Source organism: Flavobacterium gossypii (assembly GCF_014138495.1).
In the GTDB taxonomy this organism is placed as follows: domain Bacteria; phylum Bacteroidota; class Bacteroidia; order Flavobacteriales; family Flavobacteriaceae; genus Flavobacterium; species Flavobacterium endophyticum.
The window spans coordinates 871,816-897,308 of record NZ_JACJIS010000001.1; the positions used below are offsets into that span (position 1 = coordinate 871,816).

General features: G+C 45.6%; 22 protein-coding genes. 9 read left to right on the plus strand and 13 right to left on the minus strand.

All coding sequences use genetic code 11. The annotated features are described in order from the left end of the window. Positions 1–101 precede the first annotated feature (101 nt). Positions 102–3,218, plus strand: coding sequence for a choice-of-anchor D domain-containing protein (locus GGR22_RS04210; RefSeq protein WP_182492678.1), 3,117 nt, complete (start codon positions 102–104; stop codon positions 3,216–3,218). Between the two features lie 69 nt (positions 3,219–3,287). Here GGR22_RS04210 and GGR22_RS04215 read toward each other — a convergent pair whose 3' ends face one another. The 4 genes from GGR22_RS04215 to GGR22_RS04230 all read right to left on the minus strand — a co-directional run bounded on the left by GGR22_RS04215 (position 3,288) and on the right by GGR22_RS04230 (position 11,245). Further along, complete coding sequence (locus tag GGR22_RS04215; RefSeq protein ID WP_182492679.1) at positions 3,288–5,189, minus strand: heavy metal translocating P-type ATPase; 1,902 nt, start codon at positions 5,187–5,189, stop codon at positions 3,288–3,290. Positions 5,190–5,204: 15 nt separating this feature from the next. Beyond that, a complete protein-coding gene (locus GGR22_RS04220) occupies positions 5,205–6,470 on the minus strand; it encodes an efflux RND transporter periplasmic adaptor subunit (RefSeq protein WP_182492680.1) in 1,266 nt (421 codons plus the stop codon). Between the two features lie 7 nt (positions 6,471–6,477). Beyond that, positions 6,478–10,824 (minus strand): CusA/CzcA family heavy metal efflux RND transporter, encoded by a 4,347-nt coding sequence (locus tag GGR22_RS04225; protein WP_182492681.1) that lies wholly within the window; start codon positions 10,822–10,824, stop codon positions 6,478–6,480. A 97-nt stretch (positions 10,825–10,921) separates the two neighbouring features. Then, entirely contained in the window at positions 10,922–11,245 is a 324-nt protein-coding gene (locus GGR22_RS04230; protein WP_182492682.1) for a DUF6660 family protein, read from the minus strand. Between the two features lie 341 nt (positions 11,246–11,586). On the opposite strand from GGR22_RS04230, the gene GGR22_RS04235 reads away from it, so the two are divergent. The 6 genes from GGR22_RS04235 (at position 11,587) to GGR22_RS04260 (ending at position 16,087) form a co-directional block, all read left to right on the plus strand. Further along, positions 11,587–12,564 carry a hypothetical protein gene (locus GGR22_RS04235; protein ID WP_182492683.1) on the plus strand — a complete coding sequence of 326 codons (978 nt, stop codon included), beginning with the start codon at positions 11,587–11,589 and terminating at the stop codon, positions 12,562–12,564. 6 nt (positions 12,565–12,570) lie between these two features. Then, on the plus strand, positions 12,571–13,122 hold the full coding sequence (locus GGR22_RS04240) for a T9SS type A sorting domain-containing protein (protein ID WP_121375113.1): 552 nt from the start codon (positions 12,571–12,573) through the stop codon (positions 13,120–13,122). Between the two features lie 118 nt (positions 13,123–13,240). Next, positions 13,241–14,104: a helix-turn-helix domain-containing protein gene (locus GGR22_RS04245; RefSeq protein ID WP_182492684.1), complete on the plus strand. Its 864-nt coding sequence runs from the start codon at positions 13,241–13,243 to the stop codon at positions 14,102–14,104. A gap of 88 nt (positions 14,105–14,192) precedes the next feature. Then, complete coding sequence (locus GGR22_RS04250; RefSeq protein ID WP_182492685.1) at positions 14,193–14,426, plus strand: hypothetical protein; 234 nt, start codon at positions 14,193–14,195, stop codon at positions 14,424–14,426. Continuing rightward, positions 14,423–15,454, plus strand: coding sequence for an NAD(P)/FAD-dependent oxidoreductase (locus tag GGR22_RS04255; RefSeq protein ID WP_182492686.1), 1,032 nt, complete (start codon positions 14,423–14,425; stop codon positions 15,452–15,454). Before GGR22_RS04250 ends, GGR22_RS04255 begins: the two co-directional genes overlap by 4 nt. A 36-nt stretch (positions 15,455–15,490) precedes the next feature. Continuing rightward, a complete protein-coding gene (locus GGR22_RS04260) occupies positions 15,491–16,087 on the plus strand; it encodes a short chain dehydrogenase (RefSeq protein ID WP_182492687.1) in 597 nt (198 codons plus the stop codon). 64 nt (positions 16,088–16,151) lie between these two features. Here the strand turns inward: GGR22_RS04260 and GGR22_RS04265 are convergent, their stop codons facing one another. The 7 genes from GGR22_RS04265 to GGR22_RS04295 form a co-directional block, all read right to left on the minus strand. Beyond that, positions 16,152–16,565: a DUF6157 family protein gene (locus GGR22_RS04265; RefSeq protein WP_182492688.1), complete on the minus strand. Its 414-nt coding sequence runs from the start codon at positions 16,563–16,565 to the stop codon at positions 16,152–16,154. An 81-nt stretch (positions 16,566–16,646) separates the two neighbouring features. Next, positions 16,647–17,609 carry a S41 family peptidase gene (locus GGR22_RS04270; RefSeq protein WP_182492689.1) on the minus strand — a complete coding sequence of 321 codons (963 nt, stop codon included), beginning with the start codon at positions 17,607–17,609 and terminating at the stop codon, positions 16,647–16,649. A gap of 115 nt (positions 17,610–17,724) precedes the next feature. Further along, entirely contained in the window at positions 17,725–18,204 is a 480-nt protein-coding gene (locus tag GGR22_RS04275; protein ID WP_182492690.1) for a DinB family protein, read from the minus strand. Positions 18,205–18,222: 18 nt separating this feature from the next. Continuing rightward, the gene (locus GGR22_RS04280) at positions 18,223–19,530 is read right to left on the minus strand and encodes an alpha/beta fold hydrolase (RefSeq protein ID WP_182492691.1); all 1,308 of its coding nucleotides are present in this window, start codon (positions 19,528–19,530) and stop codon (positions 18,223–18,225) included. Positions 19,531–19,601: 71 nt separating this feature from the next. Continuing rightward, on the minus strand, positions 19,602–20,378 hold the full coding sequence (locus tag GGR22_RS04285) for a hypothetical protein (protein WP_182492692.1): 777 nt from the start codon (positions 20,376–20,378) through the stop codon (positions 19,602–19,604). A 109-nt stretch (positions 20,379–20,487) separates the two neighbouring features. Further along, complete coding sequence (locus GGR22_RS04290) at positions 20,488–21,825, minus strand: tetratricopeptide repeat protein (RefSeq protein ID WP_182492693.1); 1,338 nt, start codon at positions 21,823–21,825, stop codon at positions 20,488–20,490. Between the two features lie 179 nt (positions 21,826–22,004). Further along, positions 22,005–22,355 carry a DoxX family protein gene (locus GGR22_RS04295; RefSeq protein ID WP_170148740.1) on the minus strand — a complete coding sequence of 117 codons (351 nt, stop codon included), beginning with the start codon at positions 22,353–22,355 and terminating at the stop codon, positions 22,005–22,007. A gap of 119 nt (positions 22,356–22,474) precedes the next feature. Here GGR22_RS04295 and GGR22_RS04300 point away from each other — a divergent pair, with 119 nt between their 5' ends. After that, positions 22,475–22,828, plus strand: coding sequence for a winged helix-turn-helix transcriptional regulator (locus GGR22_RS04300; protein ID WP_182492694.1), 354 nt, complete (start codon positions 22,475–22,477; stop codon positions 22,826–22,828). A gap of 46 nt (positions 22,829–22,874) precedes the next feature. Further along, entirely contained in the window at positions 22,875–23,657 is a 783-nt protein-coding gene (locus GGR22_RS04305; RefSeq protein WP_182492695.1) for an alpha/beta fold hydrolase, read from the plus strand. Between the two features lie 78 nt (positions 23,658–23,735). Here GGR22_RS04305 and GGR22_RS04310 read toward each other — a convergent pair whose 3' ends face one another. Together GGR22_RS04310 and GGR22_RS04315 are read right to left on the minus strand one after the other, a co-directional pair. Beyond that, entirely contained in the window at positions 23,736–24,938 is a 1,203-nt protein-coding gene (locus GGR22_RS04310) for an AbiH family protein (RefSeq protein ID WP_182492696.1), read from the minus strand. Positions 24,939–25,107: 169 nt separating this feature from the next. Further along, complete coding sequence (locus GGR22_RS04315; protein WP_182492697.1) at positions 25,108–25,314, minus strand: hypothetical protein; 207 nt, start codon at positions 25,312–25,314, stop codon at positions 25,108–25,110. Positions 25,315–25,493 lie beyond the last annotated feature (179 nt).

Below are 25,493 nucleotides of genomic sequence, written 5' to 3' on the forward strand. Positions count from 1 at the left end.
AAAAATTATTAAAATTAAATTTGGAATGTTAAAGCGATAAACCCTGCAGGTATAAATATCCTTTATAAAACGATTTCCTTCCAATCTTAAATTTTATAATTATGTTTAAAAAACGATTTTTATTAGCTTTAGTATTCGCAAGCATGTCGGGACTTTCCTTTGGGAAATCGTCTTCTGCCAACAGCCTGCAAACCACGAATGTTTCTACAGCTTCTACTGCAGCAATGCTTGCAAATCCATTCCAAGGATTCAACCTTTTTAATCCTTCTGCTTCTTTTGCTTGGAATTTCTTCGAATGCACAGGCGGTGGTTCTGAAACCTTTTCAAACCTAGGTGCTGCTTCTAGTACTTATGCAACAAGAACATGGACAGGCGACAACGGCGTAGCTTGGTCTGCAACAGACGCAAGAACTGATCAAGATCTTACAGGCGATGCTATCGCTTTAAGAACAAGTACTTTAAAAAACACAAGTATTGTAGCGAACGGTATCGGTACGCTTTCTTTCAAATACAAAAGAGTTTTCTCTGGAAATTCCACTTTAAAAGTATTTGTTAATGGAGTTCAGTACGGTGGTGACATCGCTGTTACTTCTGATGTTACTGCAACTACATTCTCACAAGCCATCAATGTTTCTGGAAACGTAGTTATCGAAATCAGAAACAGCGGAAACAGAACTATTGTTGACGATTTATCATGGAACTGCTACTCAGCTGTTGCTGGTCCAGAACTTCAGCTAGCAGATGCAGCTGGAACAAACCGCGAGTGCGGAAGCTTAGCTGTTGATTTTGGTTCTCACGCTGTAGGCCAATATCACGATGCTGTTTTCTCTGTTAAAAACCTTGGCACTTCTGCCTTGAACGTGACTGCTTTGACATTAAGCAACACTACAGACTTCTCTATTATTTCACCATCAGTACCTTTTACGGTTGCTCCGTCAGGTTCAGGATTGGTTTTGGTTCGTTTCCAAGGCGCTGCTGCTGGAAACAAGATTTCTACACTGACTATTGCAAGCAATGATGCTGATGAAGCTTCTTGCGTAGTTAATTTGACTGGAACTGCTCTTCAGCCATGTGTTGCGCCAGTTATTACAGGTGCTGACGTTACGGTTTCGAATATCGCTTACGCTTCTGCTGACGCAGCGGTAACTAGCGCGACAGCTGACAAATATCTTGCTGTTCTTTCTACTTCAAGTACTTTATCTGCTGCTCCAGCTAACGCTACAAGCTACAACGTAGGTGACAGCCTTGGAGGCGGAACAGTAACGTATAACGGAACTAGTGCCAACTTCTCTCTTACTGGTCTTACAGAAAACACGCCATACCACCTTTTCGTATTCCCTTACAACAATACAGATTGTACTGGAGGTCCATTATACTACACAGAAGCTTCAATTGACGAAACTTTCACAACTACTGCTGCTCCATGTATCGGTGGAAACGAAACGTTCTCAAACTTAGGAACTGCTTCTAGCACATACACATCAAGAACTTGGACAGGTGATAATGGCGTGACATGGTCTGCAACTGACTCTAGAAACGACCAAGATCTAACTGGAGACGCTATCGCTTTGAGAACTGGAATTCTTACTAATACGACTCCTGTTGCTGGAGGTATCGGAACGTTGAACTTCAACTACAAAAGAGTTTTCAGCGGTGATTCTGTATTAAAAGTATTCGTAAACGGAACACAATACGGTGCTGATATCAATGTTACTTCTGACGTTACTACTGCTTACTCTCAAGCTATCGATCTTTCTGGTCCGATTACTATCGAAATCAGAAACAGCGGAAACAGAACAATTATCGACGATTTGTCTTGGAATTGCTACACGACACCTGATGGTCCAGAATTGCAGTTATCAGACAGCGAATTGATCTTGAAATCATGTGGTGATTTTACAATTGATTTTGGGGCGGTATTGCCTAACACAGACAAAGTTATCATCTTTACTATCGAAAACTTAGGTACTCAAGATCTAGAAGTTAGCGCTCTTACGTTAAGCGATGCTGTTAACTATTCTATCGTTAATCCATCGGTTCCTTTCACATTAGTACCTTCAAGCGCAATTGAAGTTGAAGTAAAATTCAACAGCGCTACATTAGGAAACAAACTTGGAACTCTTACTGTAGTAAGCAATGATGCAAACGAAGGTTCTTGCGTAATCGACCTTAAGGCTAGCGCTCAAGAAAACTGTGTAGCTCCAGTTGGAACTGCTGTTATCGCTTCTTCTAACATTACTGATACTACTGCTTCTGTAGCAGTTTCTGGTGTTACAGCTACTGGATACCTTGCCATGATCAGTACAACTGGTGTAGTTACAGCTCCAGTTAACGGAACAGCTTACCAAGTAAATGATATGCTAGGTGCTGGAAAAGTAGTTTATGTAGGTACAAATGCAAACTTTGCTCTTTCTGGATTGACTGCTAATACTAACTATTCTATCACTGTATATCCATACAATGCTGAATGTATCGGAGGTCCTCTATATGCTACAACGCCTGCAAACGACGAGATTTTGACTACTGGCGCTCCATGTGTTGGAGGTACAGAAACATTCTCTAACTTAGGAAGCAGCGCTAGTTCTTATGCTACTAGAACTTGGACAGGAAACAATGGTATCAATTGGTCTGCAACTGACGCTAGAACTGACCAAGACTTAAACGGCGACGCTATCGCTTTAAGAGTAGGTACTTTGACAAATACGACTTTTATCACAACAGGTATCGGTACATTGTCTTTCAACTACCAAAGAGTTTTCACAGGTGATTCTGTATTGAAAGTTTTCGTTAACGGTGTACAATACGGTGCTGATATCAATGTTACTTCAACTGCTACAGCTACTTATTCTCAAGCTATCAACGTATCTGGAAACGCTACAATCGAAATCAGAAACAGCGGTAACCGTGTAATCATTGACGACGTAGCTTGGACTTGCTACGGTGCTTCTCCAAGAGCAGCTGCAGAAGTTAAAAAAGGTACTGCAGCCTTGAACAACGAAGTAAAATTATACCCAAACCCTAGCAATGGCCAATTCCAATTGGATTTTGCAGGTGAAAATGCAGATATCACTGTATTCGATGCTTTAGGAAAAAACATCCTTTCTAAAAAAGTAGCTTCTCAAGAAGTTATCGATTTAGGAACTTCTCAAAAAGGAATCTACATCGTTGTTATCAAATCTGGGAACACTACAACTACTAAAAAAGTAGCTATAAAATAAGACCGCTCTTATTGAACTTGCCCAGCAAGCATAAAAAGAAACCATCAATTTAATTGATGGTTTCTCTATTTAATATATTCTCATCCTTTGGATCCTGACTGCGTTTACTATAGCCAGCAGTGCCACGCCTACATCGGCAAAAACCGCTTCCCATAACGTAGCCAGTCCGCCGGCCCCTAAAATAAGCACGACCACTTTTACGCTAAAAGCCAGCGTAATATTCTGCATGACGATTCTTCTTGTCACCTTGCCTATTTGTATCGAAGAAGCAATCTTGCTCGGCTGGTCGTTCTGGATTACGATGTCTGCAGTTTCAATCGTAGCATCGCTTCCCAGTCCGCCCATGGCAATTCCAGCATCGGCAAGCGCTATCACGGGAGCATCGTTTACGCCATCGCCGACAAAAGCTATCGTCCTTCCTTTATCCTTCAATTCCTGTACTTTTTCAACTTTGTTCTCCGGAAGCAAGTCGCCATAAGCCGCATCAATCTGCACCTCTTGCGCTACCTTATCTACGATACTCTGCTTGTCGCCGCTCAGCATGACAGTTTTGATACCCAGCTCATGCAGTCTCGAAATAGCAACCTGGGCATCTTCTTTCAGCTCGTCTGCAATCGTAAAATAACCTACATATTCATCATTAACGGCTACGACAACTATAGTTTCCACTTTCGATTCGATAGCCTTGTCGTACGCAATGCCATATTTTTTAAGCAATTTCAGGTTTCCGGCCAGTACTTTTCTGCCTTCGACTGTACCTGACAGTCCGTGCCCCGCAATTTCTTCCACATCTGAAACCGAAACGGATTTATAACTGTCTTTCGAATAACGGACAATCGCATTTGCAATAGGATGCGTCGACTTGCTTTCCAAAGCCGCCGTCAAAACCACCAGCTTGTCTTTATAAATCGTATGAGCTATCACTTCCTGCACTTCAAAAACACCTTTCGTCAAGGTTCCCGTCTTGTCCATGACCACCGTGTCTACTTTTGTCATTACGTCGAGATAATTGCTTCCCTTAAACAAGATGCCATTTCGCGAAGCCAGTCCGATACCTCCAAAATAACCCAGCGGAATCGAGATGACCAAGGCACACGGACAAGAAATCACCAAGAAAACCAACCCGCGGTACAACCAGTCGTTAAAAACATAGTTTGCTACAAAAAGATATGGGAGCGAGACAATCGCAATAGCCAAGAAAACTACAATCGGCGTATAGACCTTAGCGAACCTTGAAATAAAAAGCTGTGTTTTTGATTTCCGGGCCGTCGCCTCCTGCACCATCTGCAATATTCGAGAAAGCTTGCTGTCTTTAAATAAGGCTGTGACTTTTACATCGGCCAAAGTCTGCAGATTGATCATGCCCGCCAAGACCGCTTCCCCTTTTGTTTTGGTATCCGGCTTGCTTTCTCCTGTCAGGGCAGCCGTATTAAAAGCGGCCGTTTCGGATAACAATTCCCCATCCAAAGCGACCTTCTCGCCCGGCTTTATCTGGATAATCTCGCCTAGAACTACCTCTGACGGATTGACTACTACAGGCTCATTATTGCGAATTACAGTCACCTCATCAGGACGGATGTCCAGCAAGGCCTTGATGCTCCGCTGTGCCCTTTCGACTGCAGCATCTTGAAACAGCTCCCCTATCGCATAAAAAAGCATGACAGCAACACCTTCAGAATATTCTCCAATCAAGAAGGCGCCTATCGTGGCAATCGACATCAGGAAAAACTCTGAAAAGATATTGCCGTTCCGGATTTCCTTTACCGCTTGATAATTGACTTTCAATCCCACCAAAAGGTAAGCAGCAATATACCAGACAAGCGTAACCGGATAGCTAAAAAATGCCGCTTCGGTTTGTTCCAGCAAGATTCCCGACACCAAAAGCAAGAAGCTGGCTGCAGCCGGAAAATATGTTTTCCATTGGCTGTCGTGGCTGTGCGAATGCCCTATTTCGCTATGATCGTGTGCCATAGTTGTATTTTTAGGTTAATGTTGGTGGCCTCCGCCCCCCTCGCTTTTCAGCAGGTGGCTCTGGATATAATACGCTCCTTTCAAGACGATTTTGGCGTCGGCATCAATTTTTTGCAAGACCGAAACCTGTACGAATCCCAATTGCGAAGTGCCCGTTTTTACTTCGATACGCTGAAAATGGAACATCTTTCCCGCCTCTTCATGGGCATGCCCGTCCTCATGCGAATGCCCCTCTTCTTTATCATGCGAGGCTTCTTCATGCCCCTCTTCCAGTATAAAGATAAATTCCCTTCCTTCCGCCTTTATCACGGCCTCTACCGGAAGCGCCTGCACGTCTTTGGCACCCACATCAATCAAGGCATTGACATACATTCCTGGAATCAGCGTCTGGCTTTTGTTCGCAATATCGGCATGGACTGCCACCGATTTGGTCTCGTTCTCAAAAGCCTTGCCGACATTAAAGACCTTCCCGCTAATCTCCGTATTGTCCTGATTGGTCAATACGAAGCGGATGTTCTGCCCCGGCTTTACCTTCTGCAAATCCTTTTCATACACCAGCAGGTCGACATGCAATTGCGAATTATCCACAATGCTCAACAGCGGCTTGCCCACTTCCGCATTGCTTCCTATCTTGATGTTGATCTCGGTGATATAACCTGAAATCGGCGCCAGAATAGGCATTACCGAACTCGGGCTGTTGCTTCCGCTCAAGTTGAGCACCGCCAATTGCTGTCTCAAAGAACTGAGCCTTGCCTTTTCCATCTCAAATTCCGCCTTCGTCTTCTGGAAGACTTTCTTCGAATTCACGTTTTCTTCGCTCAGCGTCTTCTGCCTTTCATACTCCAGCGTCAGGAATTCCAGATTGCTTTTCGAAGTCAGGTAGGCTTCCTGCAATTTAGCAAATTCCGGGCTTTCTATAGTCGCCAGCACCTGTCCTTTTTTAACGGACTGCCCTTCGATCACGTTTATAGACTTCACGATTCCGGTTACGTGCACCGAAACATCAGCCTGGTTCTGAGGCGGCAGTTTGGTATAGCCGTTGGCATTCACGACCTCGCTTAGGTTTTTCATCGCAAAAGTCCCCAGTTCGATTCCTGAGGCTTTGTATTGCGCTTCGTTTAGCTCTACTTCTTTGACCGGAGCCTGTTCTTTTGGTTTCGCTTCTGTAGTTTCTTCTCCATGGTTATGCCCGTCATTTTCGGTATGACGGAGCGAAAAATAGAGAATCAGGGCAATCGCAATCGCCGCAAGGCTTCCGTATACTATAGTTCTTCTGTTCATCTTGATATTATTGATTCGCCAGAAACTGCAAGTTGATTACAGTCTGGTTAAAGTTATTTACTGCATTGATATAATTCGTTCGGATGCCCAAAGCCGTCTCCAGCCCCTGCACATATTCCACATAAGAAATGTCCCCATTCATATATGCCTTTCCTGCATTTTTAGTAATCAGGTCTGCATTAGGCAATGCTGTGGCTTTATAATAATCGACCAGCGACTGAAACGTATGCAACTGCTGCAGCTGCTGTTCGTGTTGGTTGATCAGCTGCGACTGCATATAGTCGGCATTTTTTTGCTGCATTTCAATGTTGGTCTTAGAAGCCTGTATCTTAGCAATACTGCTTCCTGCAAAAATCGGCAGCGAGATGCCTACCGAAAATCCTTGAAAACGCAGCGAGCCATCATACGAAACCGTTTCGCCGTTCACTTCCTGGCTTCCCTTGAAAGATTGTATAAAATAGCCTGCCGTAAGGTCTGGCAATAAGGCCGCTTTCTCCACTTTGCGGCTTGCTTCGGCAACATTCACTTGTGCTTCCGCGAGCTTAAGATTCGGATTCTGCTTCACCAAAGCACTGTCTAAAACAGCTAACGAAGGCAAGGCTGCAAAAGCAGTATCGCTCACGGCAAAATCCTCTTTCCGATTCAAAAAAGTCTTGATTTTGGATTTTTCGACCCAGATCATGGCTTCGTTCTGCTTGATTCGTTGTTCCAGTTCCTGCTGCTTTGCCACGGCTGTCGTTTTTTCCAGCGAATTTGTCTCGCCCGTATCAAAACGAAGCGAAGCTGAACGCACGAACTTTTGCATAAGGCTGTTCTGCTTAGAAAGCATCTTGTTCAATTCAGAATAATACAATATCGCATTCCACGACTGACGGATGTTGAACGTAATTTCCTGTCGGGTCACTCCCGCTTTCAGCTGACTCAAGTTGCTGTTCTCAATCAGCAGCTTTCTTCTTGCACCATATTGAAACGGACTGAACGTTTGGGATATGCTGAAATTCTTATCCTGTGCATTCGAATTAATCTGCCCGAACGTTCCCGTCACTTCCGTCTTCGGCAGATCAAATGCAGTGCCTTTTAGCTGCGACTGCATCTTGCTTTCCAGCTCAGACGATTGGATCAGCGAATTGTTCTTTATTCCTGACTCGATGGCCTGCTTTAAATCGAGGCTTTTTGGAACTTCTTGAGCGTTGGCATTGGCTGTAAAAAGCGCCAAGATTACGATTGAGAGCAATGTCGTGTTTTTGTTCCTTTTAAATCCTTTTTCAAAATAATAATACAAGATCGGCAGTACAATCAGCGTCAAGATCGTTGCAGTCAGCAAGCCGCCGATTACTACGGTAGCTAACGGCTTTTGTACTTCTGCACCCGCACTACTGCTGATGGCCATTGGCAGAAAGCCTAAGGAAGCTACGGAAGCCGTCAAGATAACTGGTCGCAATCTCACCTTTGTTCCTTCTTTTATACGTTCATAAATATCGTTCATTCCTTCTTTTTTTAATTGATTGAAATAGGCTATCAGTACGATTCCGTTTAATACCGAAACCCCGAATAATGCAATGAATCCGACTCCCGCCGAAATGCTGAACGGCATGCCCCGAATCCACAAGGCAAAAATGCCTCCGATGGCCGATAACGGAATTGCCGTAAAAATCAACAGCGACTGTTTTACAGAATTGAAGGTAAAATACAGCAAGATAAAAATCAGTCCCAACGCAATCGGAACCGCCACCATCAAGCGCTTGTTCGCATCAATCAAGTTTTCAAACTGTCCGCCATACGTAGTATAATAACCCTCTGGAAGCACGAGGCTCTTGTCTAGCTTGGCCTGGATTTCTTCAACAACGCCCTTCACGTCCTTGCCTCTCACGTTAAAACCGACAACAATCCTGCGCTTTCCATCCTCGCGGCTGATCTGCATCGGGCCATCCTCATACTTGATGTCGGCCACCTGCTCCAGCGGAATCTGGTTGCCAGACGGCAGCGTAATAAACAACGATTTCAAGTTAGAGATATCCTGTCGGCTGTCGGCTTCCAGACGTACCACCAGATCAAACCTTTTTTCTTTTTCATAAATCACCCCTGCCGCCTCTCCGGCAAAGCCGATGCGAATAACCCGGTTCAGGTCGCCAATGTTCAATCCATAAAGCGCCAGCTTGTCTTTGTTGTAGCGTACCGTAATCTGCGGCAGTCCCGCAACGCGTTCGAGCTTGGCATCAGAAACACCTTCCACGCCCTGAATCAGCTGCAATGCCTCATCGCCCTTGCTCACGAGCATGTCGATATCGTCTCCGAATATCTTAACGGCTACATCGCTCCGCACGCCTGTCATCAGTTCATTAAAGCGCATCTGTATCGGCTGTGAGAATTCGGTCGTAGCACCCGGAATATCCTGCAGGGCTTTTTCCATCTTCTCCATCAATTCCTCCTTGGTCTTGGCCGATGTCCACTCTTTTCGGTCTTTCAGCAAGATAATCATGTCTCCTGCCTCAATCGGCATCGGGTCGGTCGGAATTTCGGCGCTCCCTATCTTGGTCACCACCATCTTGATTTCCGGAAACTTGGCCTTGAGCAGCTGCTCCGCTTTGGTTGTCGCCTCGATTTCCTGCGAAAGCGAGCTGCCAGAGGCAATAATCAAATGGGTTGCAATGTCTCCTTCGTCTAACGTAGGGATAAACTCTCCCCCTAACGAACTGAACACGAACAACGATACGGCAAACAATCCTACAGCCGCAGCAATGACAATTCCTTTGATTTGTAGCGCCTTCTGCAGTATTGGACTGTAGAATCGCGTAATCGCCTCAATAATCCTGTCGCTTATATTTTTAGTATGACCTGTCTCTTTTTTCAAGACCAGCGCGCTCATCATCGGCACATAGGTAAGCGAAAGTATAAAGGCTCCCAAGATGGCAAACGAAACCGTCTGTGCCATCGGGCTGAACATCTTTCCTTCAATGCCGACCAGCGCCAAGATCGGCAGGTAGACAATCAAGATGATAATCTCGCCAAAGGCCGCACTGCTTCTTATTTTTACCGAGGCTTGGTATACCTCATTGTCCATCTGTTCTGCAGTAAGCACCTCCTTTTTTCGGACCTGCAGCCTGTGGATGATGGCTTCTACGATAATCACCGCCCCGTCGACAATGATCCCGAAATCGATTGCTCCCAAGCTCATCAGGTTGCCGCTTACGCCGAAAAGCCGCATCATGGCGATTGCGAACAGCAAGGCCAGCGGAATCACGGAAGCCACGACCAGTCCGGCACGCCAGTTTCCGAGCAGCAAGACCAATATAAAAATGACGATAAGGGCTCCCTCAATCAAGTTGGTCTGCACGGTATGGATGGCCTTGTTGACCAATTTCGTACGGTCCATAAACGGTTCGATGGAAACTCCTTCCGGGAGCGATTTCTTGATCTGTTCCATCTTCTCCTTTACTCTCTTCACGACTTCGCCGCTGTTCTCGCCCTTGAGCATCATGACCATGCCGCTCACCTCTTCGCCTTTACCGTCTTTGGTCACGGCGCCATAGCGGATGCTGCTGCCTATCTGTACCTTTGCGATGTCGCGTATCAGGATCGGAATCCCGTTCTGGTTTTTTACTACAATCTTGCTGATGTCGTCGATGTTGCTCACCATCCCGATACCGCGTATAAAATAAGCGTACGGCTTTTTGTCGATATAAGCGCCGCCCGTATTCTCATTGTTCGATTCCAACGCCTCAAATATCTCAGGAATGGTCACATCCATGCTCTTCAGCTTGTCTGGCTGCACGGCAATTTCATACTGCTTGAGGTTGCCGCCCAGGGTATTCACTTCTGCTACGCCCGGCGTTCCGATCAGCTGCGGCTTGATGATCCAGTCTTGTATGGTACGCAGGTCGGTCGCATTGTATTGGTCTTCGTAGCCCTTTTTAGGAAATACGACATACTGATAAATCTCCCCAAGTCCCGTGCTCACAGGTGCCATTTCGGGCGTGCCTACATTTTTCGGAATGGCATTTTCTGCCTCCTTGATGCGTTCCGATATCTGGGCTCGGGCCCAATAGATATCTACATCCTCTTCAAAAACGACAGTCACGACGCTCAGCCCGAAACGGCTGATGGAACGCAATTCGACGATTTTGGGAATCGGCTTTACAGCCTGTTCGATAGGATAGGTGATAAACTGCTCTACTTCTTGCGTAGCCAAAGTAGGCGAGCTCGTAATGACTTGTACTTGGTTGTTGGTAATGTCTGGCAGGGCATCGATCGGAAGGTTATAAAGCGAATAGCCTCCCACAACGACCAGTGCCAGCGTAAACAGTCCGATAATAAATTTATTATGGATGCTGAAATGGATAATCTTGTCTAACATAGATTATAAATTACTATAATGTTGATTCTATCCGAAAGTATCCGGATTCGTTTGCGGAAATCCCGCGATAAATCAGCCGACTCTCATCGGCAAAACATTATACTAATTGCGGCGGCTGCCAGATCGACCCGAAGAAACTGGATGCGATCGATTTGTAAAAACTTGGCGTTTTTGTATAGGAATTTTCAAAATAAGGCACTTCAAAAACAGCAACCGACTGCATGATAATCGGGGTAGTACAGCAGGCGCAGATGCAAAACGGCGTACAGAAATCTTCATGGTGCTGTTCGTTCTGCAATTGCGAAACATGAGACAAGGCCGCCGATTCCGGATGCGCATGCGCATCATTGCACGGCAAGACCATCAATACCAGCAGGTACACTGATAAAAAGGACGTTAGTATATGCCTCGCTTGTTTCATGGAGTAAATGTAGGAAAAAATAATTTACAGACAACCAAATCAATGCTATAGAATCATCTAGCTGTCCTATAGCGGCTAGGACTTGCCTAAGCAGCCCTAAAACAATACCATTTTCCTGCGGATAGCTCACACAACCCAATACGACAGCCCATACCACTACACTATGCGACAACCACCATAAAAACCAACACATTGAAGAACAGAACACTAACAACAAAAAACTAACTTTTTTCTTACTTTATTATTCGCAAAACGAGAATTTGTTACATTTCCTATCTTTCGATTAACGGTACTTCTTATTATTTAAATTTACAGTATTAACCTATTAAATTTTATGTAAAATGAAATCCAAATCACTATTCATTGGCCTATTTGGCCTAAGCGTTTTATTTGCGAATGCGCAAAATGTTCAATCCAACAGCTTCTTAACGAGCGGCGGTCTCAATGCCGGAAGCGGCGGCGCCGGACAAAACACCTATTACGGGTATGAAGCCGGTATGACCAACACATTGGGCAACCACAATACCTTTATCGGTAACTTCAGCGGAAAGTATAATGCCAACTGGGGAAATACCTTCCTAGGGTCTTATGCCGGACAAAGCAACAGTTCCGGTTTTGCAAATACCTTTGTCGGTATTGCTGCCGGAGATGAAACCAACGGGCACTCCAATACCTACGTGGGCGCCTATTCGGGTTATTTAAACAACGACACGCACAGCACGTTCCTAGGCCTTGAATCCGGAAACAACAGTTCAGGAGGCTACAATGTCTATGTGGGCGCTGGTGCAGGAGAAGGAACTATAGGCGAAGGAAACGTTTTCTTGGGCATCCGATCCGGATTCAGCCAGACTATAGACGGCGCTTTTATCGTAGAAAACTACAACTATTCCCAGCCTAATCCGCTTATCAAAGGAGAATTCGCAACTGGAAAAGTCGGAATCAACGTTACAGATTTCCCTTCAACAGCAGGCTCTGTAGATGTATCAGGCTATAAATTCTTCGTCAAGGGAGGACTTCTTGCAGAAGAAATCCGCGTAGCTACCACCTGGGCCGACTATGTTTTTGAAGAAAGCTACAAGCTTCCATCCCTAAAAGAAGTAGAGCAGCACATTGCCGAAAAAGGACACCTTATGAATGTGCCGTCTGCAAAACAAGTCGAGCAAGACGGTATTTCTGTAGGCGAGATGGCAAAAATCCAGCAAGAGAAAATAGAAGAACTGACGCTTTATATCATCGAGCAGAACAAAATCAATGAAAAACAAGCCGAAGAGCTGAAAGAATTGAGAGAAATGGTACAAAGCCTAGCCGCTAAAAAATAAGATGCTATGAGAAAATGTATACTCTTTCTGACCTTCATTCTTGGGGCAGTACAGCTGCAGGCCCAAGGATGCGTGCCCGACATCACCCTCACTACCTACGAAACAACGACACCTGTCTTGCATCAGGCTTCCAATACCGTAGTGGGTTCCTCCGGCTATGGAGTGAGTCCGGGCTACGACAGCACGCTTCGTGCAGGAGTCTTGGTAGAGCTCAAAGACGATGTCTATATCAAATCGGGTGCCTTGTTTCTGGCTCATATTGCGCCATGCGGGAAGCCAAAAGCAAGACAGCAGGGACTCTCTGACAAGTCTGCCGCTATATCAGCCCTTATGGCCTACCCGAATCCGGTACAATCGACACTGAACCTTTCTGTAGACCATGCAGAGTTATCAAAAATAACGCTGGCTACGCTCGACGGAAAAGTGATCGCAACGCACGAAGCCAAAAACGAAACGTCGTTGCAATTAGAACTCGGCAACTATTCCTCTGGAATCTACCTGATTACGGTAGAGACCGCTGACGGACAAGTCTTCCGAGACAAAATAGTCAAGAACTAAAAACAGAAGCCCTGCCCATGCAGGGCTTTTTTATTGGCCCGTTAAGCCCGACACCCCAACCCATTTTTTTGCTATATTTGAATCTCATAAAAGCAACCCTGCAGCATTATCTGGTAGTATGGATAAAATTCCGGTACGGCATATCTCCGAAACTCAAAAAGAACCCGGCCTGTCCGGCGGCTTCAGCATACGGGATATCCAAGAGCTGCTGGCAGAAAAAGACATGGTGCAGGAACTCCACAGGCACGATTTCTTCTTTATCCTGATCCTTAAAAACGGTACGGGCTTCCATGAAATCGACTTTACGCCATATGAAGTATGCAACCATTCCGTGTTCCTGATGCGCCCGAGGCAGGTGCACAAGCTCACCTTAAAGGCAGGCAGCACAGGATACCTCATCCAATTCCGCAATGATTTTTTCTATTCCCAAAACAAGCTCTCGCAAAGGCTGTTGGGCAAGGCAAGCAACAAGAACTTCTGCTCGCTCGATTCCGAAACCTTCCAAAAGCTAGATTCCATCCTTGCGGATATCCTAAAAGAGTATACCGACAAACAAGAAGGCTATGACGAAGTCATCAAATCCAACCTCAGCATTTTCTTTATCGAGCTCGTCCGGCACCGCAAAAACAGGGAGACCGGCGCTGCTGCCATCAATCCCTATGTACAAGAACAGCTTGATAAGTTCCTAGACCTTCTCGAAGCCAACAGCACCCAGCACAAGCAGGTTTCTTATTATGCCGACCTGCTGCACCTTTCTGCCTACCAGCTCAATTCCATCACAAAAGCAGTAATGGACAAGACGCCTTCCGAATTGATCAACGAACACCTCCTGTTAGAATCCAAAAGACAGCTGCTCGCTACCTCGAACCAAGTAAACCAGATTGCCTACAATCTTGGCTATGAAGACGTTTCCTATTTTATCCGTTTCTTTAAAAAACATATCGGCCTCTCGCCAGAAGCCTTCCGCCATAATTTCAAATAAGTCCTATTCAACTTTATTTTTGTCCTATCCTTCCCCTTGCATCCAGAAGTAACTTTGCACTTGTACTAACACTTCAAACGCAAGCTGTATGAAAACAAGAATGAAACTACTGGCTTCTCTCAAGATATGGGTAGTTATCTATCCCTCTATCACGCTGTTTCTCTACCTGTTCGGAAAGCCCTTATCCGTATTGCCCTTATACCAGCGAACCCTACTGCTCACGCTGGCTTTGGTTCCGTGGATCATTTTTATCGGCGTTCCCTTGGTCGATTTTATCCTCCGAAGGCTTTTGCCCAAAGACCCTAAAAACAGTCCGAGATGAAGGCAAGAAAAAAACTCCCGGCTTCTCCCTCCCGACGCGAATTTATCAAGCAGGGCGGGCTCGCCATGACAGCACTGGCCCTCCCATTTTCAATAACTCCATTTTCAAAATACGACGACATGAAAGACAACAGCACATTTGATGTAATCATCATCGGCGGCAGCTACTCCGGACTTGCTGCAGGCATGGCTCTAGGAAGAGCCTTGAAAAAAGTCCTGATCATCGACAGCGGCAAGCCCTGCAATGCGCAGACGCCCCATTCCCATAACTTCCTTACCCAAGACGGAAACACGCCTGCGGCCATCGCAACCCTGGCCAAACTGCAGGTACAATTCTATGATACCGTTTCCTTTTTCATCGGGCTTGCTACTGGCGGCAAGAAGACGAGCAGTGGTTTTGAAATCCAGACCGCATCAGGCGAGACCTTCCATGCCGGGCAATTGATTTTTGCTACGGGCGTACGCGATATCATGCCCGAAATAAGCGGATTTTCCGACTGCTGGGGAATTTCTGCCATCCACTGCCCCTATTGCCACGGCTACGAAGTGCGCAATGAAACCACCGGCATACTCGGCAACGGAGAACACGGCTATGAAGTATCCCGTCTTATCTCCAACTGGACCAAAGACCTGACCCTATACACCAACGGCCCTTCCATACTGACTCCCGAACAGGCAGAAGCCATCCAGAAGAACCGTATAAAAATAGTCGAAAAAGAAATCGAAAGACTAGAACACGTGGATGGCTACCTCCACCATATCGCCTTCAAGGACGGTACAAGAGCACCGCTGAAAGCCCTCTATGCTCCCAGACCCTTTGAACAGCACTGCAGTATTCCTGAAGCCCTCGGATGCGAGCTGACCGAAGAAGGCTATATCAAGGTCGATGCCCTTCAGGCGACGACCATAGACGGCATTTTTGCCTGCGGCGATAACACTACCCGCATGCGTGCCGTGGCCATGGCCGTTTCGGCAGGAACAATGGCGGGCGTAGCCGCAAGCAAAAAGCTAATTTTCGAGGCGTTTTAAGACGCTCATCCTACCCACTTAAAAAAATCACAAGACATGAAAATCATAATCGTAGGCGCAACCGGAACCATGGGAAGACACCTGGCAGCCGCATTTGAAAAAGAACACGAAATCATAAGAGTAGCTTCCAAAAGCGGCGACATACCAACCGATATCACCTCTGCCGCATCCATAGAAAATATGTTCAGGCAGGCAGGACCTTTTGATGCGCTCATCTCTACCGCAGGACCTTCGTATGTAGGCCCATGGAAGACCATGACCGGAAAAGAATTCCAAAAAGGAATCGACGGCAAGCTGATGGGACAGGTCAACCTGGTACTCATAGGCCAGCACTATATCAACCCGAAAGGCTCCTTCACCCTGATTACCGGAGCGCTGGCACAAGAGCCGGTACTGAACTTTGCCAGCGCATCGGCCGCCAACGGAGGCGTCGAGGCTTTTGTGCGCGCCGCCGCCATCGAATTAGAAAACGGCATCCGAATCAATGCCGTAAGCCCTACCGTGATCGAAGATTCGCCCCAGTATTTCCCTTTCTTTCCCGGCGATATTCCCGTGACCATGAAACAGCTGGAATACGGCTTCCGCAAAAGCGTCTTTGGCGCCAACACCGGACAGGTCATAAAACCCTATTGATGTCTTAGGCCATAAAAAAGCCCTGCTGTTGCAGGGCTTTTTTATTGTATCTATCACAGACAGGCTATTTGCGCGACCTTACGGCCTTTACTATCTTAAGGTTCTTGTCCTTTCGAAACGCTTCATAAGTATCCGTTTCGCGTCCGTACAGCGCTACCTTTCCGTTGCTGTCGTTGTGGATGCCCCAGCCGTAGCGTTTTGTCAGCGGCGAAGTCCGGAGACACGCCTGCCCTTTTGAAAAGAACTGTTCCCTTGCCGCCGCGAGCTCGCTTGGAGACAGGTCGTTGCGCAGTGCATATACCTGAAAGAGTATATCGTCTGACGTAAATTGATACGGGTTCCTGCTCAAGAGGTCAAACTGGATATTCGCTATCGTTTTAGCATCTCCCTTTACAGGCGGCAGTTCTCCTTTTGTGGCCGGACAGTCTTCTGCCGCCTCGATAAAAGTATCTTTGTAGTTGGTGGTATGCGTTTTCATCGGGTATTGGGTCTGCTGTTTTTGTATAAAGTATCCTGTACCAAATATAACCAAAAAGCCATTTCTTGGCAAGGTGCTCTCCTATTTTTTGGCCTTGAGATACGTCTCGATTTCATTTACATACTCCTGCAGCTCGTTGCCCTTCACCAGAATATCCGGCGTTATCCCTTCACCAATGACCTTATATTCTTTCTTGTTTCGGTCTACCAGATTCCCTACCGTCAATATCAGCATGGCGCCGTCAGAAAGCTTGTACTCCGTATTGGCAGATGTCAGCCCCTGCGTATTCTTCCCTACCAGCCTTACGTTTTTCTGTCCCACAAAACTTACCGCCGTAAACTCTCCCGAACTCGACGTTTTTTTGCTTGTCAGTATAAAAATAGGCCTAGAAGCCGTTTTTAATTTCACTAGCCTGTTTTCGAACACATGATCCAGCTTGCCGTCATAAAACACCTTTCCGCCCGAATACGAAAAGTACCTTGTCTTGCCCTGCGGGTCGATATCGCCCACCACCTTTTTCTTGTCCAGAAACGGCTGTATGGCCGCATACATCGGATGGAACATGCCGCCGTCGTTATCCCTCAGATCGATAATCCATGCCTCAGGATTGGCCTTGTCGAGCCTTGCTGCTTTTTCATACACCAATCCTACGTACTTTTTCCAATCTTCCTTGTTGAAGTTTCCTATTGGCGGAATCGTAATATAGGCATACTTGCCCACTATCAGGCTGTCTTTTGCTTTCGGAAAATCGTAGCGTTGGGAATACTGCGCTACCATTTCGGGAACTGCAAAATTAGAATGGCTGTCTTCTAGACTGTGAAGCGCCTGTACAAGCGACGGATAGGTCTCGCGTAGGGTCTTGCATTTTTTTACAGAATCATAGGCCGTGCGGTACAGCTTGTCCCAATCGAGCCGGTGTTTGTTTACAGAATACTGCTTCATCACGCCTAAAGCTTCGGCAACATAATTCTTGATGCTGTCGGCTTGTGAATAGCCATCAAGCGAGACAAAAAGCAACAGGGATAGGGCAATCATTTTTTTCATTATCGGTAAGTGTTGTTTATTGGATTGAGTTTGAACAAGGCAAATGCTGCCATTGCCCAGACAGCAAGCCGTATCCTTGGCGCTGCCAGCAAAAAGACAAGCCTGCGCTGCAGGCCTATTCCATTAATTTTAAAGTTATCGCAATCTGACCCAGATGGTAGATATCGTGCTGTATAAGCCCCTCCAGGAGCCCTCTCCAATCGTGGCCGTTCCCGTTATAGGTTTCCTCCAAAAAAGCATCCTCGCGTTTTTCCAAAAGGCTAATCAATGTTTCGGCGCTTTCATAAAACTCCCTTTTGAGCCGTTCCCAGCCCTCCTGCATGAGGAGCTCGTTGTCTTTCCAGTTCTCCGGACTCTCCATCGTCAGTCCCGTAGGCTGGCCTTTCAGCTTTCCGATAATCGAGTCCCTCCATACCGTGATGTGCGAGATCAGCTCTGCCACGGTATGCACTCTGGCAACCGGACGTTCAAAAGCCTGCGCTTCCGTAAGTCCGTCGATCTTATTCTTGAAATTCTCTCCATACCAATTCTCCCCTCCGATCACGTTTCTTTGGGTCTTGACGATATGGCTCATGTCTTTACTCTTGTCTTTCATAAACATATGCATCTCTTGTTATTTCTTTAAAAATTCGAGTACTTCCTTGTTAAACAGCTCCGGATTGTCGGCTACCACGTTGTGCGTCTGCCCTTTGAGCAGCAGCAGCTGCGCGCCCGGAATGCTGGCAACTATAAGCCTCGTGTGCTCTTCCAGTATCAGGTCATGCTCTCCCGCCATCACCAGCGTCTGGGCCGTGATGGTGCCGAGGCTCTCCGGACTGATGTTCGGTTCCTTCAGCAGCATTTCCATCAGGCGGATAACCACAGGATCTGCATCCTTTTGGTCCTTCATCTCTTTCAGGTCCTTGGCCACCTGCTTGAGTATCTTTTTATCCAGCGCCTTGTCCGAAGGGTTGAGGTTGGCCCCCATAGTAACCAGCTTCTTGACATAGTCTGGATATTTGCTTGCCAGCAGCAATCCCGTATTGCCCCCATCGCTCCAGCCCACGAGGCTTACCTGTTTCAGGTGGAGCGAATCCAGCAGCATCTTCATGTCGTCGGCAAACTGATTGTATGAAAAATAGCGTGTTGTCGTATCTAGGCTCTTGCCCTGCCCTCGAGTATCTACCGCTATGACCTTATAGTTTTTAGAAAACGCTTCGATCTGTCCGACAAAACTGCTGATCGAACCGCCGTTGCCATGCAGCAGTAGCAAAGGTTCGCCCTGTCCATAGATTTCATAATAGATTTTTGTGCCTGCGCTCGTGACATAGCTGCCCGCTTCGGCATTATTGCCGTACAGTGCCGTGTTGACGATAGTGCCGCCCTCGGCATGGATGTGCAGGAACTGCCCTCGGCCGCTTTCCTTCTCCAAAGAAGCAGAGACCCCTTTCTTCGTGGCCGACTCGGCATTCTTGAATCCCTTGAGCGGATTTTGGGCAGGCGATTTTTCGAAATCGCCGTTCTCTACCGGTATGTCTGTCCACCCCTCGCCTTCTTTGATCTTGAACCGGACCGCATCAAACCAAAAGTCGCCATTGCCGTAGGTAACCAGCATCGCCCATATCTTATGTGCTTCGGCATCAATGGTACCGCTGACGGTATAGGTATTCCACCCTGCGGTACCGCTAGGCACCCTGGCTCCTTGGCGGGCGCTGTTGATATAGTCCCAATCCTGTTTTTTTGTCTGCAGGCTCATGATTGCGCTGCCGCTGATGGAATCGGCAGGCTGGCTTTTGATATCGACCACAAGCTGGAATTGCTTTCCTGCATATTTCTTGGCCTCTATAAGCTTGACGAGCCCGACATTGGTCGTTGTATATTTCAGCTGTGAATGTACCTGCAGCTGGCACATCAGAAAAAAGCCTGCGAGTAGGTAGTTCATCTTCTTGTCGTGTTTGTTCCTACAAAACTAAAGAGGCTGGCGCAGTAAAAATTGTAAAAATGGAAAGAGGCTTAGCCGCCAAACGCTTTTTCGGTCTCATACGGACTCTTGAAGGTCATCCACTGGGTGATGGCGCCTTGTTTTCCGTCAATGCTGGTCGGCGTAAACCGAACCTTGTAGGTTCCTTTACGGGCATACGAAAACGGTCCACCGCACATGTCAAATCCGACCCACAACTTGCCTTCTTCCGAAGGAATATAAAAAACAGTCTTTTCGCCCGTCTTGTTTTCTACCAATTCGGCCTTGTACCAGATTTCGTTTTTTCCGCCTGCCTTGCTCTTGAAGATGGCGTTTGCGGCATCGCCGCACCCAAATACCTGCCATTTATTGCTTACATAGGTTATCTTGGTGGCAGGGTCGGGCGCTGGCTGCTCGTTCACGGTTCCCGTTTGCCAATAGACCCGTTCTCTTTTTCCGGTCGACGGATCGTTTCGCTGCATCTCCGCTGCCTCTGCTTCCGTCTCCCCTTCAAAGTGCAAGGTATAGCGCCTGTCGGGCAACAAGGTTCCCGACACCTTGAAAAGAGCCTGCGATACGCCCCTGCGTCCTTTCAGAACCTCAACAAGCTGCAATTCGGTAATCTGTCCCTCAGCATCCTTCAAGTAGGCCTTTCTGCTGCCAAAACTTTCGATGGTCTTCTGGCTGCGGGAATAGCCTTGGACAATAAACATCGGATTCAGGGAGATTTCTTTCTGCCTCGGAAAAAAATCCATGCCGCTCATCGCGCAGTCTGCCTGCACGCTGCCGACTCCGATAAAAAGGAAAAGAAATGCCACTATATTTTTCATCTTGTTCTGGTTTTTTGCAGGCTGCGAAATGCTTCTGCTTTACAGCTTAAACGCTACGCCTGTGTTTTTTATTTTAACTGGATAGGTTGGCATCCCCTTCCTATCTGTCCTAGGCAAAATAAGATCCCGGCACTGGGCTCTCGATCATAAAAACATACCTGCTGCTGCCTGCCTCCGAGCCTATTCCTTTCAGGTAGTCCCTTCGGGAAGCATAAAACTCAAGATGCGGGTCTGCTTCAGGCTCTTCGGATTCCGCATTAAAAATATCGGCTGCGATTTCTTCGGGCTGGCGGCTGTCTGGCTGCGTTTCTTCTAAAGTCCCTTGCTCTGGATCTGTCAACTTAAAGCCCCCTCCGTTCCACGGAAACACATACGTCTGCGTCATAAAGCCGATAATATCCGGCGTCACGGCCGCAGCATCCAGCCAGCTATGGTTCAGCGAAAAGACAATCTGGCCGTTGCGTATGGTGCCCAGCTCTTGGTACTCCATCAGCAGCGAGCTGTCTGCGGCAACGATAAGGCTGCCCTCGTGTTCGCTTTCCGGACTGTAGGTGCAGAAGCCTATGCCGAGCTGCCTGGCCAGCAGCCTTCCGATAATCTCAGAATCCCGATCCGGAAGTGCCGCAATGTCTCGGAAAGAAACCGAAAGCCTGTCCGCCAGTCGCGCCAGCTTTTCGGCTGCCGCCTTTATCGATTCGTTAGAACCCCAGCTTGCCACATACCTGCCGCCTGCCACATAATCGTCGCTGTCTTCCCTTTCAAAAAAGTCCAGCATCACGCCGCCGTATTGTATGTACTGCCAGTCGCGTATGTGCGTCTGCGCTTCGGCTACCGTATTGTAGCGCTGCAGCGTTTCCTCCAGTTCTACAATCTTCATTCTTGGTATTTCAATTTCTTCTTCGTTGGGATACGTATCGATAACAGCCCTCAGGCCCGCCACAGCTTCTGCCACTCCGTCTAATTGCCCATCCAGCAGCTTGCACTTGTTCAAAAAATACATATTCCAGAAGTCGCCAAGGTCTGATTTCTTTAGCACTTCAACGGCTTTCCCTACCTCAAACTGCCTTGCATAACAGATGGCAAGGTTGTGCCGCGCCTCTTCGTTATCGGGCTGCAGCTCGACCGCTTTTTCATAAAAGGCCTGTGCCATGTCATAATACTGCTGTTCAAAATAAAAGCTGCCCAAGACATCGAATCCTTCGGCATTACGCATGTCGCGATAGACGGCTTCAAAGAGTTCTTGTTCGTCATAACCGCCCAGCTGCTTGAGGCTGTCCGCTGCCAGCCTATAGAGCGGCTTATGGCCCGCGTCTTTTTTAAAACCCCAAGACAAGGCGCGCAGGCTTTCCTGAAACTCGCCCTTGTCAAAATATTCTTTTGCCTTGTCCAGATCTTCCTTGGCAGGCGAATCGTTTTCTTTCTTGTCAAAAAAACCAAATAATCCCATTGCTGCTGTTCTAGTAATTGGTATAGCGGCCGACAGCCCGTGCTGCCTTGATGCCCGATGACCAAATATAGCAGCTTTCTTTATATGCCTGTATTTTTACAACTAAAAAAAGGCTGCCGTCAAGAAACGGCAGCCCCATAAAAATAGGTCTATCCTATGGCGTCCAGCAGCCGGCTTGCTTATAGCGTAATCTTAAACTGCTTGTCGGTATACAATAACACGACGGTCAGGACGCACATCGCCAAGGAATCAAAGTAATGGTGGTATTCTTGATGCGCCATATGGGCCGTAAAAGCCCCTGCCGCAAACGGAGCCAAAAACAGGATGCCGGCGTTCTTGAGCTTGGGCTTCCACAGTCCGGCCACGACTATCAAGACGCCTATCAGCTCAAAAATGCCGATGGCGATCGTCCAGGCCGTATTAAAGCCCAGCGATTGCATGCTGGACATCATGGATTCTTTCTGGAATACTTTAAAAAGCGAGGCATAGCCGAAAACATAGACATAATAGGCATAGCTCAGCCAATGCACGAGGGTGTTGATTTTTTTCATGATACTACTGTGATTTTGTTATTGCAAATATCTTTATTAGCTTGCAGGAATAACAGAACCTACAAAATTGTTGGGTACTAACAAATAAGTAAGTACGTATGCGCAAAGAGAATTCTACCAACAGCATCAACGAAAAGCACCTCAACCAAAATTGCGGTATTTCTGCCACGCTCTCTCTCATCGGCGGGCGCTGGAAGATCAACATCCTCAGCTACCTGCTCAACGAAGACAGGCTCCGCTACAGCGCGCTCCGCGCCCGCCTCGAAGGCATCTCGGAACGCATGCTGATTTCAAAACTGAAAGAACTGGAGCAGGACGGACTCGTAAACCGTATCGTCTACCCGCAGGTGCCGCCCAAGGTAGAATACGAGCTGACAGCACTGGGCCATTCGCTTCGGGAAATCTTGGAATTGATGGACGAATGGGGAGAGCAGAAAGAGCCTTCTCACTAAAGCCGATACTCCAAAAAATGCCCACAACCTAACTCGTATGCCCTCGATGACACCACAAAATAACGGCAGGCTGATTACTATAAACGGACAAGAACTTTATATCGAATTCCACAATACGCGCAAAGACCGCCCGACCTTGGTCTTCCTGCACGACTCTTTGGGCTGTACGGCGCTATGGCGCGATTTTCCGCAGAAGCTGGCCGAAGCCGCCCAATGCAATGTTCTGGTGTATGACCGATTGGGCTATGGCAAGTCGGCCCCAATGCTCACGCACGAAAGGCCCGTACGCTATCTGGAAACGGAAGCGGCCGTATTGGACGGACTGCTGGCCGCGCTAGACATTCATAATGCCCTCTTATTCGGTCACAGCGACGGCGGTTCTATCGCCTTGATTACCGCAAGCCGTTACGGACAAAGAATCCGAGCCGTAATCTGCGAAGCCGCTCATATTTTTGTAGAAGAAGTCACCTTGCAGGGTATCCGCGAAGCCATGGAAGCCTATAAGACCACCAGCCTGCCGGAACGCCTGCAGAAATACCACCGCGACAAGGTCGATACGCTGTTTAAGGCCTGGACCGAAACATGGACGCGGGATGATTTTAGGGAATGGAATATCGAATCTTTTTTATCGGGAATCACCTGTCCACTTTTGTTTGTACAGGGCGAAGCCGATGAATACGGTACTATGGAACAGGCAGAAAAAACAGTCAGCCAAGTGAGCGGGAAGGCTTTGTTGTATAGTATTCCGGAGGTCGGGCATACGCCGCATAAAGAAGCTCCTGAGTTAACGCTTGCTATGGCAAAAGAATTTATAGAAAATCTAGGATAATATCCCATCTTCGAATATAAACTTAACATATCCATATATGAGTTTTCTAAATTAGAAATAAATCTTTTTTTAACCAAATTAATCCTTGATTTGTGGAAGACATTGAGAATTTTCACGTGATACGACTTTCTCGCGCATCATCTTTTTTTTATTAAATTGCCGTGATATATTCTGAACAATATCTGTATAATTGTCCATATTCCCATGCGCATCAGCAGTTTTATATTTATGATAAAAAACTTTTATAGACACACAATTTTCATGTTCAAATATTGTATTTAAGAGCGTCCTATCAGATAAACCGCAAGAATGACCTAAAATATGCACCTGAAACTTATTTTTTTCAATGAAGTTTAAAAACTTTCTATATCCTGAATTATTTGAATAAGCAAAAGATTTCATGTATTTTAAATACTCATTTTGGTTCTTATTCTCTATTAGTTCATATTTACCATCCATTTCATTACCATAACCAAAATTGATTGGATTTATTTTATTGTGTGCCTGTCCATGTATATATACAGTATCATAATCTAACAAATCATTACTATAATTGCTTATAGTTTCTGTATAATTAAAATTCAAAATAAAAGTTTCTTTTAATCTATATGCTGAGCCTTGTAAAGCACTATCAAGTAGCGCATCAGTACTTCTAATTTCTTTTTCTATTTCCTTTACTGTTTTATATGGAAATTCATTTAAAAAATCAGCATAAGCTTCGTTCTTATAGATTATTATAGGTTTTAAAATATCTGCCATTTTTTGATATTTTTTATTAGGAACTTCAGGAACTACTTTCCTAACCAGATACTCATTAAATTTATCTTTGAGTTGTTTGAATTCTATATTTAGTTTTAAAACCTTTTGAAAAACTTCATTTTCTATATTAATATCATCAGCATCTCCAATTATATATTTTAGTTGTTTATAATATTCCATTTCTATATCTACCCAATTAGTTTCTATGAATTTTTCACATAGAATCTCAAAAAATCTATTTTTATAATTGATAGCCATACGATTTCCATGTTCAAAATATCCCAAGTTTGCAGATTTGACACTTGCTCGATTAAAGGCGCCAGAATCTTTTAAATGCTCTAAAATACTAGACAGCGAAATGGGTTTTTTAAAAATAAAATTGCTTTTACTAAAGTTTATAAATTCATCTGAATGGTTAGAACTAGAAACTGTATCCCAATAATCATTTATAAAATCACAATATTTGGTGGGTAATTCATGCGCTAAATCAAAACCATTTCCAATGATAATTAATCTATTCATTTATATCTAATTTTATATTAATATTAAAAAAATCATAGTTTTTATTTTATTCAAAACTATAATCATAACAAATTTCAAAAAATCTTCTTGTTCCTTATTTATTTTATATAAAAAAAGCCCAAGAGAAAAAAATTCTCAAAGGCAGTCTTAATTTATCCTCTAATATAATTTATGATGTATGGCAACTATTATTACAATAATAACAGCCATTTGATTTCGTATAAGTTTTCTTTGATTCTGCTACAGCATCTTTACAATTAGAAAACAGTCCTAAATATTTAGTGCTTGAAGCTAATTTTAAATAAGAGCACCCATCTTTATGCACTTCATGATCACCATTTGGCTGTGCATTGTTGTTTACGTAATATTTTTCCATATTGTATTTTTGTTTTATTAATTAATAACAGTAAATATGACACTTATAATCATCAAAACGAGAATAAATCGCATAAAATCTTTAAAAATACCTAAACAATCGTTTAAGTACACAAAAAATATTCATTATAACTCATAAATAATCGCGTTTTATGAAATTTAAAAATATTACATCTTTAC

What these genes read in the sequence shown, in the direction of transcription:
- GGR22_RS04210 (WP_182492678.1), top strand. Translation starts at nt 102, where the DNA reads ATGTTTAAAAAACGATTTTTATTAGCTTTAGTATTCGCAAGCATGTCG.
- GGR22_RS04215 (WP_182492679.1), bottom strand. Translation starts at nt 5,189, where the DNA reads ATGGCACACGATCATAGCGAAATAGGGCATTCGCACAGCCACGACAGC.
- GGR22_RS04220 (WP_182492680.1), bottom strand. Translation starts at nt 6,470, where the DNA reads ATGAACAGAAGAACTATAGTATACGGAAGCCTTGCGGCGATTGCGATT.
- GGR22_RS04225 (WP_182492681.1), bottom strand. Translation starts at nt 10,824, where the DNA reads ATGTTAGACAAGATTATCCATTTCAGCATCCATAATAAATTTATTATC.
- GGR22_RS04230 (WP_182492682.1), bottom strand. Translation starts at nt 11,245, where the DNA reads ATGAAACAAGCGAGGCATATACTAACGTCCTTTTTATCAGTGTACCTG.
- GGR22_RS04235 (WP_182492683.1), top strand. Translation starts at nt 11,587, where the DNA reads ATGAAATCCAAATCACTATTCATTGGCCTATTTGGCCTAAGCGTTTTA.
- GGR22_RS04240 (WP_121375113.1), top strand. Translation starts at nt 12,571, where the DNA reads ATGAGAAAATGTATACTCTTTCTGACCTTCATTCTTGGGGCAGTACAG.
- GGR22_RS04245 (WP_182492684.1), top strand. Translation starts at nt 13,241, where the DNA reads ATGGATAAAATTCCGGTACGGCATATCTCCGAAACTCAAAAAGAACCC.
- GGR22_RS04250 (WP_182492685.1), top strand. Translation starts at nt 14,193, where the DNA reads ATGAAAACAAGAATGAAACTACTGGCTTCTCTCAAGATATGGGTAGTT.
- GGR22_RS04255 (WP_182492686.1), top strand. Translation starts at nt 14,423, where the DNA reads ATGAAGGCAAGAAAAAAACTCCCGGCTTCTCCCTCCCGACGCGAATTT.
- GGR22_RS04260 (WP_182492687.1), top strand. Translation starts at nt 15,491, where the DNA reads ATGAAAATCATAATCGTAGGCGCAACCGGAACCATGGGAAGACACCTG.
- GGR22_RS04265 (WP_182492688.1), bottom strand. Translation starts at nt 16,565, where the DNA reads ATGAAAACGCATACCACCAACTACAAAGATACTTTTATCGAGGCGGCA.
- GGR22_RS04270 (WP_182492689.1), bottom strand. Translation starts at nt 17,609, where the DNA reads ATGAAAAAAATGATTGCCCTATCCCTGTTGCTTTTTGTCTCGCTTGAT.
- GGR22_RS04275 (WP_182492690.1), bottom strand. Translation starts at nt 18,204, where the DNA reads ATGAAAGACAAGAGTAAAGACATGAGCCATATCGTCAAGACCCAAAGA.
- GGR22_RS04280 (WP_182492691.1), bottom strand. Translation starts at nt 19,530, where the DNA reads ATGAACTACCTACTCGCAGGCTTTTTTCTGATGTGCCAGCTGCAGGTA.
- GGR22_RS04285 (WP_182492692.1), bottom strand. Translation starts at nt 20,378, where the DNA reads ATGAAAAATATAGTGGCATTTCTTTTCCTTTTTATCGGAGTCGGCAGC.
- GGR22_RS04290 (WP_182492693.1), bottom strand. Translation starts at nt 21,825, where the DNA reads ATGGGATTATTTGGTTTTTTTGACAAGAAAGAAAACGATTCGCCTGCC.
- GGR22_RS04300 (WP_182492694.1), top strand. Translation starts at nt 22,475, where the DNA reads ATGCGCAAAGAGAATTCTACCAACAGCATCAACGAAAAGCACCTCAAC.
- GGR22_RS04305 (WP_182492695.1), top strand. Translation starts at nt 22,875, where the DNA reads ATGACACCACAAAATAACGGCAGGCTGATTACTATAAACGGACAAGAA.
- GGR22_RS04310 (WP_182492696.1), bottom strand. Translation starts at nt 24,938, where the DNA reads ATGAATAGATTAATTATCATTGGAAATGGTTTTGATTTAGCGCATGAA.
- GGR22_RS04315 (WP_182492697.1), bottom strand. Translation starts at nt 25,314, where the DNA reads ATGGAAAAATATTACGTAAACAACAATGCACAGCCAAATGGTGATCAT.